Source organism: Aureimonas sp. AU22, from assembly GCF_001463745.1.
GTDB lineage: Bacteria > Pseudomonadota > Alphaproteobacteria > Rhizobiales > Rhizobiaceae > Aureimonas.
The window spans coordinates 1-17522 of sequence record NZ_BBWJ01000065.1 but is presented as its reverse complement, the minus strand read 5'-3'; the positions used below and the strand labels follow the sequence as shown (position 1 = coordinate 17522).

The following is a 17522-nucleotide window of genomic DNA, read 5'->3' as shown; positions in this document are numbered from 1 at the left end:
TCGACGTCAACGGACCTTACGCGAACGGGCCCTTCGGGGCCCGTTTTCGTTTCCGCGACGCACTCCACTTTGGAGGCGTTCTTGCTTGTCCAGGCACTGGCGCGGCTCTAGAAGCGTGGGCGAACGGAAAGGGAAATACCCATGGCTGCCGAGATCGCGCGCGTCTTCATCGGTTTCGATTCGAAGGAGGTCGTGGCCTACCACGTGCTGGCGCAAAGCATCATCGAGCATGCCTCGATGCCGGTGATGTTCTGCCCGATCGTGCTGCCGCATCTCGAGGGGACGTTCACCCGGGAGCGCAACGCGCTGCAGTCGACCGAATTCTCGTTCTCCCGGTTCCTGGTGCCCTACCTCTCGAACTTCGAAGGGTGGAGCCTCTTCATGGACTGCGACATGCTGATGCGCGCCGATATTTCAGAACTCTGGGCGCTCCGCGACGAGAGCGCGGCGGTGATGTGCGTCAAGCATGATTATCAGCCCAAGGTCGAGACCAAGTTCCTCGGCCAGGTGCAGACCAAGTACGAAAAGAAGAACTGGTCGAGCGTGATGCTCTTCAACAATGCGAAGTGCCGAGCGCTTTCGACCGACTTCGTCAACACCGCTACGGGTCTGGAGCTTCACCAGTTCAAGTGGTTGGAGAGCGACGATCAGATCGGCGAGTTGCCGGCCGCTTGGAACTGGCTCGTCAACGAGTACGATCACGACCCCGCAGCCAAGAACGTCCACTTCACCGACGGCGGGCCGTATTTCGACGAGTATCGCAACGACGACTACGCCGAAGAATGGTTCGCGATGCGCGACCGCGTCCTGCACGTCACGCAGCGCGCGCCCAAGGACTGATGCCTTGACGCAGGGGTTGCCGCTGGACGGCGAGGCGAACGGCACGGAGCGATGGAGCGCGTTCTTCGCGCGCTTCGCGACCGTCGTGCTCGTGGCCAACAGCGACGCCGTACGGATGGGCGAGCTTCGCGCGCGATACGGCGGCGAGGCGCTCTTCGTCTTCTTCAACAAGGTCTACAAGGTGCTGGATGCTCCGTTCGACGGGCAGTGCATCCTCGTCGCGCGCTCCAGCCGAGCCGGCGCCAACATCGTCTATCGCCGCGAGGTGGAAGACGTGTTGCGCCTCGTGCGCACGCCGAGCTTCCAGGGAATCTGCAACCTGCGCGCCGGTACGCACGAGCGCTTCAGTACACCGGCCGAGTTCGGCGGCGACGTGCCGGTCGGCCACCTGGATATGGCGGGATCGCTCCGCGGCTTCTATCCGTCCGATCAGGTTGCGACGAGCGGCTTCGCGCTCGCACTCTTTTTGGTGGAGCACTGCCCCGCGACGCGAATCGTCTTGGCGGGCTTCACGGCCCAGCGCTCGAAGCGTTGGAAGCTTTTCACCGATCACGACTGGACCTTCGAACAGATCGTCCAGAGGCTTCTCCTGCGCGCCGGCCGAATCGAAACCACCGGCGCGGCGAGCGACGACCTGTTCGGAGCCATCGCCCAGCGGTTCCCCGACGTCTCGCCCGCCGACGTGGCGCTGGTCTCCGCCGAAGTGCTCGCCGAGCGCCTCGACGGCGCCAACGGGGCGATCGACGATCTCCTGAAGACCACGCGAACCCAGCGGCGTTTCGGCGACTGGTTGCGCTCGATGAAGCCGAAGACCCGCAAGGCGAAGATTGCGGAGCAGGACGCGACGGCAGGGCGGGGATAAAGCTTGCCAAACGGGCGCGTCCGCATTATTCGAGGACCCGCTTCGGCACACAGGGGTATAGCTCAGTTGGTAGAGCGGCGGTCTCCAAAACCGCAGGTCGTAGGTTCGAGCCCTACTGCCCCTGCCATGGATCCCTTGCGCAAATTGTCCACCCCTTGCCCCTTGTGAATCACGGGGGCTCCGGTTATGTAGGTCTTAACAGACACGTGGCGCGTGGGGCTGGCCGTCCAGCTTTTGCGCGCCCGCAGTCGTGAGCGGTACATGGCCACCAAGACTAACCCATTCACGTTCATCCAGCAGGTTCGCTCCGAGGTCGCCAAGGTGACCTGGCCGACCCGCCGCGAGACGCTCATCTCGACGATCATGGTCTTCATCATGGTCGCCTTTGCCGCCACGTTCCTCTTCGTGTCGGACCAGCTGATCGCCTATGCGATCGGCTACATCATGAGCGCCGGCCGCTGATCGCTGGACAGAAGCAGGAAATACATGACCGCTCGCTGGTACATCGTTCACGCCTATTCGAACTTCGAGAAGAAGGTCGCCGAGTCGATCGAGGAACAAGCTCGCCAAAAGGGCTTGAGCGAAAAGTTCGAGAAGATCCTCGTGCCGACGGAGAAGGTCGTCGAGGTGCGGCGCGGTCGCAAGGTCGATTCCGAGCGCAAGTTCTTCCCGGGCTACGTGCTGGTGAAGGCCGAGCTGACGGACCAGGTGTTCTCGCTCATCAAGAACACGCCGAAGGTCACGGGTTTCCTCGGGCCTGACAACCGTCCGGTTCCGATTTCCGAGGCCGAGGCGAACCATATCCTGAACCAGGTTCAGGAGGGCGTGGAGCGCCCGAAGGCCACCGTGCTCTTCGATGTCGGCGAGCAGGTGCGCGTGTCGGACGGCCCGTTCGCGTCATTCAACGGCGTCGTTCAGGAAGTCGATCAGGAGCGCGCCCGTCTCAAGGTGGAAGTCTCCATCTTCGGTCGGGCGACGCCGGTGGATCTCGAATTCGGTCAGGTCGAAAAGGTCTGACCGGGAAGGGCGGCTCGGCCGTCCGAACTCGTGCGGAAGGGGAATGGGGCTGAAGCCGGTCCCATGGAAACCGTACCGCACTCCTGCATGGTCGCCTCGGCGGCCGAACGACCGGTTCGCCGGTCCAACATGAAGGCAGAAGCGAATGGCTAAGAAAATAGCGGGCCAGCTCAAGCTGCAGGTCAAGGCCGGCTCGGCGACCCCGTCGCCGCCGATCGGTCCTGCGCTTGGTCAGCGCGGCATCAACATCATGGAGTTCTGCAAGGCGTTCAACGCGCAGACCCAGGAGATGGAGAAGGGGTCGCCGGTTCCGGTCGTGATCACCTACTACGTCGACAAGTCCTTCACCTTCGCGATGAAGACGGCTCCGGTGAGCTTCTTCCTCAAGAAGGCCGCGGGCCTGACCAGCGGCTCCAAGGAGCCCGGTAAGGTCAAGGCTGGCTCGGTGACGCAGGCCCAGGTCCGCGAGATCGCCGAGAAGAAGATGAAGGATCTGAACGCGAACGACGTCGATGCGGCGATGGCGATGGTGATGGGCTCGGCCCGTTCCATGGGCCTGGAAGTGGTGGGCTAAGACCATGGCGAAGATTGGCAAGCGCATCACGAAGGCCCGCGAAGGCATCGACCGCGAGAAGCTGTACGACCTGTCGGAGGCCGTGTCGCTCCTGAAGGATCGGGCGTCGGCGAAGTTCGACGAGACGATCGAAGTCGCGATGAACCTCGGCGTCGACCCGCGCCATGCCGACCAGATGGTCCGCGGCGTCGTCAACCTGCCGAACGGCACGGGCCGCACGGTCCGCGTCGCGGTGTTCGCCCGCGGCGACAAGGCCGAGGAAGCCAAGGCAGCCGGTGCCGACATCGTCGGCGCGGAAGACCTCGTCGAGAAGGTCCAGGGCGGTCAGATCGACTTCGATCGCGCCATCGCGACCCCGGACATGATGGGTCTCGTCGGCCGTCTCGGTAAGGTGCTCGGCCCTCGTGGTCTTATGCCGAACCCGCGTGTCGGTACCGTGACGCCCGACGTCGCGGCCGCCGTCAAGGCGTCGAAGGGCGGTGCCGTCGAGTTCCGCGTCGAGAAGGCGGGCATCGTCCACGCCGGTATCGGCAAGGCGAGCTTCGGCGCCGATGCTCTTCTCGAGAACATTCGCGCGTTCGCGGACGCGGTGCAGAAGGCCAAGCCGAGCGGCGCCAAGGGCAACTATGTCCAGCGCGTCGCCGTGTCCTCGACCATGGGCCCCGGCATCAAGATCGACCCGTCGACCGTTCGCGCGGCCGAGTAGGTTTGAATTTGGAAGGTTGCCGGCAACCGTCGGCCGCCTTCCCGCAAGTTTCCGCGTGACCCCGGTCATGCGGAAAGGGGCGAGGGCTTCCTAATCCTCGCCTTCCTGTCCGAGATTGCGGGCGACGGGGCAGCTTTTCAGCGGCTCCATCTTAATCGCCAAGCCCGCATGAGACGGGGAAAGATCCGAATTCGTCGGCCCTGCCGATACCTTCGGTTCGAACCTCTGAATGCCTTGCTGCGACTGCCGGTTCCGTTGTGGATCCCAGAAGCCAAGGGGACAGGATCCTCGAGCGTCGCCCGACCCGTCGGGCGGCAAACGGCAACCGGAGTGCAGCCGAAAGGGTGCGCTCCAACTGGAGAGTGGCAGTGGACAGAGCGGAAAAGCGCGAGTTCGTCACGGAGCTGAACGAGACCTTCAAGGCCTCGGGCGCGATCGTGGTGGCTCGTTACGCCGGTCTCACCGTCGCGCAGATGAACGACCTTCGGTCGAAGATGCGCGCGCAGGGTGGAACCGTCAAAGTCGCGAAGAACCGCCTCGCCCAAATCGCTCTTCAAGGCACGGACGCCGAGACGATCCAGGGATTGTTTCAGGGCCAGACCCTGATCGCCTATTCCGACGATCCGATCGCGGCGCCGAAGGTGGCCAACGACTTCGCCAAGGGTAACGACAAGCTCGTGATCCTCGGCGGTGCGATGGGCACCACCGCTCTCGATGCGGAAGGGGTGAAGGCTTTGGCCGCCCTTCCGTCGCTCGACGAACTGCGTGGGAAGCTGCTGGGCATGATCCAGACGCCAGCGACCCGTATCGCAGCCGTCGTGGCCGCGCCCGCAGCTCAGCTTGCGCGCGTGTTCGGAGCCTATGCCAAGAAGGACGAAGCGGCCTGAGGCCAGTTCCTCGCTGCATTCAAATAGTTCGAACCAACCAAGGAATACTACAATGGCTGATCTCGCCAAGATCGTTGAAGACCTGTCGAGCCTGACCGTCCTCGAGGCCGCCGAGCTCTCGAAGATGCTCGAAGAGAAGTGGGGCGTCTCCGCCGCTGCTCCGGTCGCCGTTGCTGCCGGTGGCGGCGCTGGTGCCCCGGCCGCCGAGGTCGAAGAGAAGACCGAGTTCGACGTGATCCTCGCCGAAGCCGGCGCGAACAAGATCAACGTCATCAAGGAAGTCCGCGCGATCACGGGCCTCGGCCTCAAGGAAGCCAAGGACCTCGTCGACGGCGCGCCGAAGCCGGTCAAGGAAGCCGTGTCCAAGGACGAGGCTGCCAAGATCAAGGACCAGCTCGAGAAGGCTGGCGCCAAGGTCGACGTCAAGTAAGGCGGCCTTCGGGCGTCTTGCACCTGAAGATGGCGGGCGGGACGGCAGTTTGCCGTTCCGCCTTCCGTGCTCGGAACGAGCGACCGGCCATGACGGCCCCGCCTTCCGAAGTCCTCGTGTTCCCAGGTCTTGGTCTGCAAGACCTTGGAAGACGCGGGCGAGCCGCTCCGGCGGCGCAGACGGCCCGGCCTCCGCTTCCGGCGGAAGCCATCGGTCCTTCGGCGGGAGGACACGAAATTCGAGCCCTTCGGTCAAGGGCGATGACGAGAGCAAGGAGCGACGATGTCTCAGACGACGACGTTTAGCGGTCGCAGGCGGGTGCGCAAGTTCTTCGGGTCGATCCCCGAAGTTGCCGAAATGCCGAACCTCATCGAGGTCCAGAAGGCTTCCTACGATCAGTTCCTGATGGTGGACGAGCCGGAGGGGGGACGTGCGGACGAAGGTCTGCAGTCCGTCTTCCGTTCCGTCTTTCCGATTTCCGATTTCGCCGGCAACTCGATGCTGGAATTCGTCAAGTACGAGTTCGAGCAGCCGAAGTTCGACGTCGACGAGTGCCGCCAGCGCGACTTGACCTTCGCGGCGCCGTTGAAGGTGACGCTGCGTCTCATCGTGTTCGATGTCGACGAGGACACCGGCTCGAAGTCGATCAAGGACATCAAGGAGCAGGATGTCTACATGGGCGACATGCCGCTCATGACGTCCAACGGCACGTTCATCGTGAACGGCACCGAGCGCGTGATCGTGTCGCAGATGCACCGCTCGCCGGGCGTGTTCTTCGATCACGACAAGGGCAAGTCGCATTCGTCGGGCAAGCTTCTGTTCGCGGCCCGCGTGATCCCGTATCGCGGGTCGTGGCTCGACATCGAGTTCGATGCCAAGGACATCGTGTTCGCGCGCATCGATCGTCGTCGCAAGCTGCCCGTGACGAGCCTCCTCATGGCGCTCGGCATGGACGGCGAGGAAATCCTCTCGACGTTCTACAACGTCATCGAGTTCAAGAGGGGCAAGGACGGCTGGCGCGTGCCGTTCTCGGTCGAGCGCGTACGCGGCCAGAAGGCGCTGACCGATCTCATCGATGCCGACTCGGGCGAGGTGCTGGTCGAGGCCGGCAAGAAGGTGACGGCTCGTCAGGCTCGCCAGATGCGCGAGAAGGGCGTCGTCGCCCTTCGTGCGACGGAAGAGGATCTCTACGGCAACTACCTGGCCGAGGACATCGTCAACCTCCAGACGGGCGAAGTGTATCTCGAAGCCGGCGACGAGATCGACGAAAAGACCCTCAAGGTCCTGCTCGACAACGGTCACGAGGAGATCCAGGTCCTCGACATCGATCACGTCACGGTGGGTGCCTACATCCGCAACTCGCTGGCCGCCGACAAGAACGAGAACCGTCAGGACGCGCTGTTCGACATCTACCGCGTGATGCGTCCCGGCGAGCCGCCGACGATGGATACCGCGGAGGCGATGTTCAACTCGTTGTTCTTCGACTCCGAGCGCTACGACCTGTCGGCGGTCGGCCGCGTGAAGATGAACATGCGTCTCGACGTCAACGCCGAGGACACCGTGCGCGTCCTGCGCAAGGAGGACATCCTCGCGGTCGTCAAGACGCTCGTGGACCTTCGCGATGGCAAGGGCGAGATCGACGACATCGACAACCTCGGCAACCGCCGGGTGCGCTCGGTCGGCGAGCTTATGGAGAACCAGTACCGCGTCGGCCTGCTCCGCATGGAGCGCGCGATCAAGGAGCGCATGTCCTCGGTCGAGATCGACACGGTCATGCCGCAGGACCTGATCAACGCGAAGCCGGCGGCCGCAGCCGTGCGCGAGTTCTTCGGCTCCTCGCAGCTGTCGCAGTTCATGGACCAGACCAACCCGCTGTCCGAGATCACGCACAAGCGTCGCCTCTCGGCGCTCGGCCCCGGCGGTCTGACTCGCGAACGTGCCGGCTTCGAGGTGCGCGACGTGCACCCGACGCATTACGGCCGCATCTGCCCGATCGAGACGCCGGAAGGCCCGAACATCGGTCTGATCAACTCGCTGGCGACCTTCGCGCGCGTCAACAAGTACGGCTTCATCGAGAGCCCCTACCGTCGCATCATCGACGGCAAGGTGACGCACGACGTCGTGTATCTCTCCGCCATGGAAGAGGCGAAGCACCACGTCGCGCAGGCGAACGCCATCCTGACCGACGACGGCAGCTTTGCCGAAGACCTTGTCATCTGCCGCCATTCGGGCGACGTCATCATGACGCCGCGCGAAAACGTCGACCTCATGGACGTGTCGCCGAAGCAGCTCGTCTCCGTGGCGGCGGCGCTGATCCCGTTCCTGGAAAACGACGACGCCAACCGCGCGCTCATGGGCTCGAACATGCAGCGCCAGGCCGTGCCGCTGGTGCGTGCGGAGGCGCCGTTCGTCGGCACCGGCATGGAGCCGATCGTCGCCCGAGATTCCGGTGCGGCCATCGGCGCCCGCCGCACGGGCGTGGTCGATCAGGTGGACGCGACGCGTATCGTCATCCGCGCGACGGAGGACCTCGAGTCCGGTCGTTCGGGCGTCGACATCTACCGCCTGATGAAATTCCAGCGCTCCAACCAGAACACCTGCATCAACCAGCGTCCGCTGGTCGCGGTGGGTGACCGCGTGCGCAAGGGCGACATCATCGCGGACGGCCCGTCCACCGATCTCGGCGATCTCGCCCTCGGCCGGAACGTGCTCGTCGCGTTCATGCCGTGGAACGGATACAACTACGAGGACTCGATCCTCCTCTCCGAGCGCATCGTCGCCGACGACGTCTTCACCTCGATCCACATCGAGGAGTTCGAGGTCATGGCGCGCGATACCAAGCTCGGTCCCGAGGAGATCACGCGCGACATCCCGAACGTCTCGGAAGAAGCGCTGCGCAACCTCGACGAGGCAGGCATCGTCTATATCGGCGCGGAAGTGCAGCCGGGCGATATCCTGGTCGGCAAGATCACGCCGAAGGGCGAGAGCCCGATGACGCCGGAGGAGAAGCTCCTGCGCGCCATCTTCGGCGAGAAGGCCTCGGACGTTCGCGACACGTCGAACCGCATGCCTCCGGGCACCTACGGTACGGTCGTGGAAGTTCGCGTCTTCAACCGGCACGGCGTCGAGAAGGACGAGCGCGCCATGGCGATCGAGCGCGAGGAAATCGAGCGCCTCGCCAAGGACCGAGACGACGAGCAGGCGATCCTCGATCGCAACGTCTACGGCCGTCTGGTCGAGATGCTGTCGGGCAAGGCGGCCATCGCCGGGCCGAAGGGCTTCCGCAAGGGCGGCGAGCTGTCGGCCGAGGTGATGAACGAGTACTCGCGTTCGCAGTGGTGGATGTTCGCCGTCGAGGACGAGCGTCTGCAGGGTGAACTCGAGGCGCTGCGTCAGGTCTACGACGACTCCAAGAAGCTGCTCGAGGCACGCTTCATGGACAAGGTCGAGAAGGTCCAGCGCGGCGACGAGCTGCCTCCGGGCGTCATGAAGCAGGTGAAGGTCTTCGTCGCCGTCAAGCGCAAGATCCAGCCGGGCGACAAGATGGCTGGCCGTCACGGCAACAAGGGCGTCGTTTCGCGCATCGTGCCGGTCGAGGACATGCCGTTCAACGCGGACGGCACGCATGTCGACATCGTTCTGAACCCGCTGGGCGTGCCCTCGCGCATGAACGTCGGCCAGATCCTGGAGACTCACCTTGGCTGGGCCTGCGCCGGCATGGGCAAGAAGATCGGCGAGATGCTGGAGGCGTACCAGCAGTCACACGACGCCCAGCCGCTTCGGCAGGAAATCGCTGGCCTCCTCGGAGACAGCGATCGCAACGAGCGCGTGGCCAACTACGACGACGAGTCGGTCATCGTGCTCGCCAAGCAGATGAAGCGCGGCGTATCGATCGCGACCCCGGTCTTCGACGGTGCCGTCGAGCCGGATATCGTCGAGATGCTGGAGAAGGCCGGGCTGAACGGCTCGGGCCAGGTCACGCTCTACGACGGGCGTACCGGCGAGGCCTTCGACCGGCAGGTGACGGTCGGCTACATCTACATGCTGAAGCTGCACCACCTCGTGGACGACAAGATCCACGCGCGCTCGATCGGCCCGTACTCGCTGGTCACCCAGCAGCCGCTCGGCGGCAAGGCGCAGTTCGGCGGCCAGCGCTTCGGCGAGATGGAGGTCTGGGCCCTTGAAGCCTACGGCGCCGCCTACACGCTGCAGGAGATGCTGACGGTGAAGTCGGACGACGTCGCAGGCCGTACGAAGGTCTACGAGTCGATCGTGCGCGGCGACGACGCGTTCGAGTCCGGCATCCCGGAGAGCTTCAACGTGCTCGTCAAGGAAATGCGCTCGCTCGGCCTCGACGTCGATCTGTCGCAGTCGGTCCCCGACCAGCTTCCTTCGAGCGCGGGTCCGCTCCAGGGCCTTCCCGACGCGGCCGAGTAGGCCGCCACGCAAAGGTCGCCTTGTGCGGCCGAGGTCGGCGCCACATCTGAAGGCGCCGATCGGACTTTGCGGATGATCTTAGCGCCGGCTCCGCCCGGTGCGTTGCGGGGCACGAGGCCCTGAAAAGGAGACAGCACCATGAATCAAGAGGTCATGAATCTCTTCAATCCTCAGGTGCAGGCGCAGACGTTCGATTCGATCCGGATCTCGCTCGCGAGCCCGGAGAAGATTCTTTCGTGGTCGTTCGGCGAGATCAAGAAGCCGGAGACCATCAACTACCGCACGTTCAAGCCGGAGCGCGACGGCCTTTTCTGCGCGCGTATCTTCGGCCCGATCAAGGACTACGAGTGCTTGTGCGGCAAGTACAAGCGCATGAAGTACAAGGGCATCATCTGCGAGAAGTGCGGCGTTGAGGTGACCCTCTCGCGCGTGCGTCGCGAGCGCATGGGCCACATCGAACTGGCCGCTCCGGTCGCCCACATCTGGTTCCTGAAGTCGCTTCCGAGCCGCATCGGCACGCTGCTCGACATGACGCTGAAGGATATCGAGCGCGTCCTCTACTTCGAGAACTACATCGTCACCGAGCCTGGCCTCACCGCCCTGAAGGAGCACCAGCTCCTGACGGAAGAGGAGTACATGATCGCCGTCGACGAGTACGGCGAGGACAGCTTCACCGCGCTGATCGGCGCGGAGGCGATCCAGGAGCTCCTCGGCTCCATGGAGCTCGAGCGCATCGCGGGCGACCTGCGTGAGGAACTGGCGACCACCACGTCGGATCTGAAGCAGAAGAAGCTGATGAAGCGGCTGAAGATCGTCGAGAACTTCCTCGAATCCGGCAACAAGCCGGAGTGGATGATCATGCGCGTCGTTCCGGTGATCCCGCCGGACCTACGCCCGCTCGTGCCCCTGGACGGTGGTCGCTTCGCGACGTCCGACCTCAACGATCTCTACCGCCGCGTCATCAACCGCAACAACCGCCTCAAGCGGCTGATCGAACTGCGCGCGCCGGGCATCATCATCCGCAACGAGAAGCGCATGCTTCAGGAGGCGGTGGACGCGCTGTTCGACAACGGTCGCCGCGGCCGCGTCATCACGGGCGCCAACAAGCGTCCGCTGAAGTCGCTCTCCGACATGCTGAAGGGCAAGCAGGGCCGCTTCCGCCAGAACCTGCTCGGCAAGCGCGTCGATTATTCCGGCCGCTCGGTCATCGTGACGGGTCCGGAGCTGAAGCTGCACCAGTGCGGCCTGCCGAAGAAGATGGCGCTTGAGCTCTTCAAGCCCTTCATCTACGCGCGCCTCGACGCCAAGGGCTTCTCCTCCACGGTGAAGCAGGCGAAGAAGCTCGTCGAGAAGGAGCGTCCGGAGGTCTGGGATATCCTCGACGAGGTGATCCGCGAGCATCCGGTGCTGTTGAACCGCGCGCCGACCCTGCACCGCCTCGGCATCCAGGCGTTCGAGCCGATCCTGATCGAGGGCAAGGCGATCCAGCTTCACCCGCTGGTCTGCACGGCCTTCAACGCGGACTTCGACGGCGACCAGATGGCGGTGCACGTGCCGCTCTCGATCGAGGCGCAGCTCGAAGCGCGCGTCCTGATGATGTCGACCAACAACATCCTTCATCCCGCGAACGGTGCGCCGATCATCGTGCCGTCGCAGGACATGGTGCTGGGCCTCTACTACCTCTCGATCATGAACGAGAACGAGCCGGGGCAGGGCATGGCCTTCTCCGACATCGGCGAGATGGAACAGGCGATCTTCACCAAGGCGATCACGCTGCACACGAAGATCAAGGGCCGCTTCAAGACGGTGGACGCCGAAGGCAAGCCCGTCTCGAAGATCTACGAGACGACGCCGGGTCGCATGCTGATCGCGCAGCTCCTGCCGAAGACGCACAAGATCCCCTTCGACATCGCCAACGACCTGATGACGAAGAAGAACATCTCGCGCCTCATCGATCAGGTCTACCGTCACTGCGGTCAGAAGGACACGGTGATCTTCTGCGACCGCATCATGCAGCTCGGCTTCAAGCACGCCTGCATCGCCGGCATCTCCTTCGGCAAGGATGACATGGTCATCCCCGAGACCAAGCCGAAGCTGATCGGTGAGACCCAGGCGCTCGCGAAGGAATACGAGCAGCAGTACAACGACGGCCTGATCACTCAGGGCGAGAAGTACAACAAGGTGGTCGACGCCTGGGCCAAGTGCACGGACAAGATCGCCGAAGAGATGATGGGCCGAATCAAGGCGGTCGAGTTCAACCCGGAGACGGGCCGGCAGAAGCCGATGAACTCGATCTACATGATGTCGCACTCCGGTGCGCGCGGCTCGCCGACGCAGATGCGCCAGCTCGGCGCGATGCGCGGCCTGATGACCAAGCCGTCCGGCGAGATCATCGAGACGCCGATCATCTCGAACTTCAAGGAAGGTCTCACGGTTCTCGAGTACTTCAACTCCACCCACGGCGCCCGCAAGGGCCTCGCGGACACGGCGCTGAAGACCGCGAACTCGGGCTACCTGACCCGCCGTCTCGTCGACGTCGCGCAGGACTGCATCATCACGCAGGCCGACTGCCAGACCGAGAACGGTCTGACCATGCAGCCCATCGTGGATGCCGGTCAGGTCGTTGCGACACTCGGCCAGCGCATCCTGGGCCGTACCGCCCTGGAAGACATCGTGAACCCGGCCACGGGCGACGTGCTGGTGAAGGCCGGTACGACGGTGGAGGAGCGTGACGTCGAGGTGATCGAGAAGGCGGGCGTCCAGGCGGTCAAGATCCGATCGGCGCTGACCTGCGAAGTGCGCACCGGCATCTGCGCCATCTGCTACGGACGCGATCTCGCGCGCGGCACGCCCGTCAACATGGGCGAGGCGGTCGGCGTCATCGCGGCCCAGTCGATCGGCGAGCCGGGTACGCAGCTCACGATGCGTACCTTCCACATGGGCGGCACGGCGCAGGTCGTCGACTCGTCGTTCCTGGAAGCTTCGTACGAGGGCACCGTCCAGATCCGCAACCGCAACGTGGTGCGCGACTCCGATGGCCGTCTGGTGGCGATGGGCCGCAACATGGCGGTCCTGATCCTCGATCCGTCCGGCAAGGAGCGTGCGTCGCACCGTATCACCTACGGTTCGCGCATCTTCGTGGACGACGGCGATCAGGTCCGTCGCGGCCAACGTATCGCCGAGTGGGATCCGTACACCCGTCCGGTTCTCACCGAGCTCGACGGCGTGGTGGAGTTCGAGGATCTGGTCGAGGGTCTCTCGGTTTCGGAGCAGGCTGACGAGTCCACAGGCATCACGAAGCGTCAGGTCATCGACTGGCGGGCCAACCCGCGCGGCGCCGACCTGAAGCCCGCGATGGTCATCCGTGCCAAGGACGGCTCGGTCGCCAAGCTCGCGCGCGGTACCGACGCCCGGTACTTCCTGTCGGTGGACGCGATCCTCTCGGTGGAGCCGGGTGCGACGGTGCGCGCCGGTGACGTTCTTTCGCGTATTCCGATGGAATCGGCGAAGACCAAGGACATCACGGGCGGTCTGCCGCGCGTCGCCGAACTGTTCGAGGCCCGTAAGCCGAAGGACAACGCGGTCATTGCGGAGATCGACGGCACGGTGCGGTTCGGACGCGACTACAAGAACAAGCGCCGCATCATCATCGAGCCGCACGAGGATGGCGTCGAGCCGGTCGAGTACCTGATCCCGAAGGGCAAGCCGTTCCACCTCCAGGAAGGCGACGTCATCGAGAAGGGCGACCACATTCTCGACGGCAATCCGGCACCGCACGACATCCTGGCCATCCGGGGCGTCGAGGCGCTGGCGAGCTATCTCGTGAACGAAATCCAGGAGGTCTATCGTCTCCAGGGCGTCGTGATCAACGACAAGCACATCGAGGTGATCGTTCGCCAGATGCTGCAGAAGGTCGAGATCGTGGAGTCGGGCGATAGCGGCTACATCCCGGGTGACCATGTCGACCGGATCGAGCTGGCAGAGGTCAACGAGCGTCTCGAGGAAGAGGGCAAGAAGCCTGCATCCGGCAACCCGGTGCTGCTCGGCATCACCAAGGCCTCGCTGCAGACGCCGAGCTTCATCTCGGCTGCTTCCTTCCAGGAGACCACCCGCGTCCTCACGGAAGCGGCGGTCGCTGGAAAGATGGACACGCTGCAGGGCCTCAAGGAGAACGTCATCGTCGGCCGTCTCATCCCGGCCGGTACGGGCGGCATGATGACTCAGGTCCGTCGCATCGCGACCTCGCGCGACGACCTGATCCTCGACGACCGTCGCAAGTCGTCGAACGCGGCCGAAGCCGACCGCATGCTGACCAAGCTCACCGACGCCGCCGAGTAAGGCGTAACAAAGCAAACGGGGAGGGGCCGTCCCAGTGGACGGCCCCTTTTCATTTTGAGATCGCGCCCCAACAAGCTTCGAGCAGGCTTGACGTTCGGGGACGGAATCGTTAAACAGCCGCCAACAGAGCCGATGTGAGGCATCGCTTTCCCGACGACTCGTTGGGGACCAGCGCTTCAAACAAGGCTTCGTTCAACGAGACGTACCATTGCTGGACGCACGATTGCGGTTTCGCCCGTGGTCCTCTGCTTCAATGCCGGGCAGACCTCTTATTAGGTGAGGTCGATGCCCGGTTTCGCGCATGAGCCGTTGGCTTGTGGCGTGATGGTACCGAGCGTTTCGAACCGAGATTTGAAGAGAAGGAAGGTTGGAATGCCGACCATCAACCAGTTGATCCGGAAGCCTCGCGTTCGCCCGAGCGAGCGTAACACCGTTCCGGCGCTCCAGGCCAATCCGCAGAAGCGCGGCGTTTGCACCCGCGTCTATACGACGACCCCGAAGAAGCCGAACTCGGCTCTCCGTAAGGTCGCCAAGGTCCGTCTTGTCAATGGCTTCGAAGTCATCGGCTACATCCCGGGCGAGGGTCACAACCTTCAGGAGCACTCCGTGGTCATGATCCGCGGCGGTCGCGTGAAGGATCTTCCCGGCGTTCGCTACCACATCATCCGCGGCGTGCTCGACACGCAGGGCGTCAAGGACCGTCGTCAGCGCCGTTCGAAGTACGGCGCGAAGCGTCCGAAGTAAGCCCGAACGACCGTCCGAGATTGAGAGACTAGAATATGTCCCGTCGTCACTCTGCCGAGAAGCGTGAGATCAACCCGGATCCGAAGTTCGGTGACCTGGTCGTCACGAAGTTCATGAACGCCGTCATGTACGACGGCAAGAAGTCGATCGCCGAAACCATCGTCTACGGTGCCTTCGACGTCGTGAACCAGAAGACCCGCCAGGACGCGATCGCGATCTTCCATCAGGCGCTCGACAACGTCGCGCCGCATGTCGAAGTGCGTTCGCGCCGCGTCGGTGGCGCCACCTACCAGGTCCCGGTCGACGTTCGTCCGGAGCGCCGCCAGGCCCTCGCGATCCGCTGGCTCATCACGGCCGCCCGCAACCGCAACGAGACCACGATGGTCGATCGTCTGTCGGGCGAGCTGATGGATGCCGCCAACAACCGCGGTACCGCCGTGAAGAAGCGCGAAGACACGCACCGCATGGCGGAAGCGAACCGCGCCTTCTCGCACTACCGCTGGTAAGACACTCTCTTCGAAAGGCGACGCCCCATGGCCCGCGAATATAAGATCGAAGACTACCGCAATTTCGGCATCATGGCCCACATCGATGCCGGCAAGACGACCACGACCGAGCGTATCCTCTACTATACCGGCAAGTCCCATAAGATCGGCGAAGTCCACGACGGCGCCGCGACCATGGACTGGATGGAGCAGGAGCAGGAGCGCGGCATCACGATCACCTCCGCTGCGACCACGACCTTCTGGGAAGGCCGCGACGGCAAGAAGCGCCGCTTCAACATCATCGACACCCCGGGCCACGTCGACTTCACGATCGAGGTCGAGCGTTCGCTGCGCGTGCTCGACGGCGCGATCGCGCTGCTCGACGCCAATGCCGGCGTGGAGCCGCAGACGGAGACCGTCTGGCGCCAGGCCGACAAGTATCACGTGCCGCGCATGATGTTCGTCAACAAGATGGACAAGACCGGCGCGGACTTCTACCGCTGCGTCGAGATGGTCAAGACGCGCCTCGGCGCGAAGCCGATCGTCGTCCAGCTGCCGATCGGCGCCGAGAACGAGTTCAAGGGCGTCGTCGACCTGATCGAGATGAACGCCCTCATCTGGCGCGACGAGTCGCTCGGCGCCCAGTGGGACGTCGTCGAGATTCCGGCCGACCTGCAGGACAAGGCTGCCGAGTATCGCGAGCTGATGATCGAGACCGCGGTCGAGGTCGACGAAGCCGCGATGGAAGCCTACCTCGAAGGCAACATGCCGGACAACGATCAGCTGCGCGCGCTGATCCGCAAGGGCACCTGCGAGGTGACCTTCACCCCGATCTTCTGCGGCTCGGCCTTCAAGAATAAGGGCGTGCAGCCCTTGCTCGACGGCGTCGTGGAGTTTCTGCCGTCGCCGGTCGACGTGCCCGCCATCAAGGGCATCGACCCGAAGACCGAGACCGAGACGAGCCGCGTGTCGTCGGACGAAGAGCCGCTTTCGATGCTGGCCTTCAAGATCATGAACGACCCGTTCGTCGGTTCGCTCACCTTCTGCCGCATCTACTCCGGCAAGCTCACCAAGGGCACCGGCGTCCAGAACACGGTGAAGGAGAAGAAGGAGCGCATCGGGCGTATGCTGCAGATGCACTCCAACTCTCGTGAGGACATCGAGGAGGCATACGCCGGCGACATCGTCGCTCTGGCTGGCCTCAAGGAAGTCACCACGGGCGACACGCTCTGCGATCCGCTGAAGCCGGTCATCCTGGAGCGCATGGAATTCCCCGATCCGGTCATCGAGATCGCGATCGAGCCGAAGACCAAGGGCGACCAGGAAAAGATGGGCCTCGCACTCAACCGTCTCGCGGCCGAGGATCCGTCCTTCCGCGTCAAGACGGACGAGGAGTCCGGTCAGACGATTATCGCCGGCATGGGCGAGCTTCATCTCGACATCCTCGTCGACCGCATGAAGCGCGAGTTCAAGGTCGAGGCGAACATCGGCGCACCGCAGGTGGCCTACCGTGAGACGATCACGCGCGGTGCCGACGTCGACTACACGCACAAGAAGCAGACCGGTGGTACCGGCCAGTTCGCCCGCATCAAGATCCACATCGAGCCGGGCGAGCCCACGACGGGCTTCGTGTTCGAGTCGAAGATCATCGGCGGTGCGGTGCCCAAGGAGTACATCCCGGGCGTCCAGAAGGGTATCGCTTCGGTGATGACCTCGGGTCCCCTTGCGGGCTTCCCGATGGTCGACATCAAGGCCGAGCTGCTGGACGGCGCCTACCACGACGTCGACTCGTCGGTCCTGGCCTTCGAAATCGCCTCACGTGCCGGCTTCCGTGAAGCTATCGCGAAGGCGGGTCCGAAGCTGCTCGAGCCGATCATGAAGGTCGAGGTCGTGACGCCGGAAGACTACGTCGGCGACGTGATCGGCGATCTGAACTCCCGCCGTGGCCAGATCCAGGGCACCGAGGCTCGCGGTATCGCGACCGTGGTGAATGCGATGGTCCCGCTGGCGAACATGTTCGGCTACGTCAACACGCTTCGCTCGATGTCTCAGGGCCGTGCGCAGTACACGATGCAGTTCGACCACTACGAGCAGGTGCCGAACCAGGTCGCCGAAGAAATCCAGAAGAAGTACGCCTGAGGCCTCCGGCCTCGGCGACGACCATCTGAAGCCCATCCGGGCGCATGAATTGGAGAGCCTACC

At 63.9% G+C, this 17522-nt stretch carries 13 protein-coding genes and 1 tRNA gene; all 14 read left to right on the top strand.

Annotated elements, in window-relative coordinates; translation table 11 throughout:
- The first annotated feature begins 141 nt into the window (after positions 1-141).
- Complete coding sequence (locus AUL34_RS21540; RefSeq protein WP_061938788.1) at positions 142-840, top strand: hypothetical protein; 699 nt, start codon at positions 142-144, stop codon at positions 838-840.
- A gap of 4 nt (positions 841-844) precedes the next feature.
- Entirely contained in the window at positions 845-1702 is an 858-nt protein-coding gene (locus AUL34_RS21535) for a hypothetical protein (RefSeq protein ID WP_061938785.1), read from the top strand.
- A 51-nt stretch (positions 1703-1753) separates the two neighbouring features.
- Positions 1754-1829 (top strand) — tRNA-Trp (locus AUL34_RS21530).
- Positions 1830-1963: 134 nt separating this feature from the next.
- Positions 1964-2164, top strand: a complete 201-nt coding sequence (gene secE / locus AUL34_RS21525; protein ID WP_061938782.1) for a preprotein translocase subunit SecE — start codon at positions 1964-1966, stop codon at positions 2162-2164.
- Positions 2165-2188: 24 nt separating this feature from the next.
- Complete coding sequence (gene nusG / locus AUL34_RS21520; RefSeq protein WP_061938778.1) at positions 2189-2719, top strand: transcription termination/antitermination protein NusG; 531 nt, start codon at positions 2189-2191, stop codon at positions 2717-2719.
- 145 nt (positions 2720-2864) lie between these two features.
- Entirely contained in the window at positions 2865-3293 is a 429-nt protein-coding gene (gene rplK / locus AUL34_RS21515) for a 50S ribosomal protein L11 (RefSeq protein WP_061938775.1), read from the top strand.
- 4 nt (positions 3294-3297) lie between these two features.
- Positions 3298-3999: a 50S ribosomal protein L1 gene (gene rplA, locus AUL34_RS21510; protein WP_061938772.1), complete on the top strand. Its 702-nt coding sequence runs from the start codon at positions 3298-3300 to the stop codon at positions 3997-3999.
- A gap of 368 nt (positions 4000-4367) precedes the next feature.
- Entirely contained in the window at positions 4368-4886 is a 519-nt protein-coding gene (rplJ, locus tag AUL34_RS21505) for a 50S ribosomal protein L10 (protein WP_061938769.1), read from the top strand.
- Between the two features lie 52 nt (positions 4887-4938).
- Positions 4939-5316, top strand: a complete 378-nt coding sequence (gene rplL / locus AUL34_RS21500) for a 50S ribosomal protein L7/L12 (RefSeq protein WP_061938766.1) — start codon at positions 4939-4941, stop codon at positions 5314-5316.
- 282 nt (positions 5317-5598) lie between these two features.
- Entirely contained in the window at positions 5599-9753 is a 4155-nt protein-coding gene (rpoB, locus tag AUL34_RS21495; RefSeq protein ID WP_061938763.1) for a DNA-directed RNA polymerase subunit beta, read from the top strand.
- Positions 9754-9891: 138 nt separating this feature from the next.
- Entirely contained in the window at positions 9892-14091 is a 4200-nt protein-coding gene (gene rpoC, locus AUL34_RS21490) for a DNA-directed RNA polymerase subunit beta' (RefSeq protein ID WP_061938760.1), read from the top strand.
- Between the two features lie 372 nt (positions 14092-14463).
- A complete protein-coding gene (gene rpsL, locus AUL34_RS21485; protein WP_019998957.1) occupies positions 14464-14835 on the top strand; it encodes a 30S ribosomal protein S12 in 372 nt (123 codons plus the stop codon).
- A gap of 35 nt (positions 14836-14870) precedes the next feature.
- Entirely contained in the window at positions 14871-15341 is a 471-nt protein-coding gene (gene rpsG / locus AUL34_RS21480; RefSeq protein WP_061938757.1) for a 30S ribosomal protein S7, read from the top strand.
- 27 nt (positions 15342-15368) lie between these two features.
- Positions 15369-17459, top strand: a complete 2091-nt coding sequence (fusA, locus tag AUL34_RS21475) for an elongation factor G (RefSeq protein ID WP_061938754.1) — start codon at positions 15369-15371, stop codon at positions 17457-17459.
- The last annotated feature ends 63 nt before the right edge of the window (positions 17460-17522 follow it).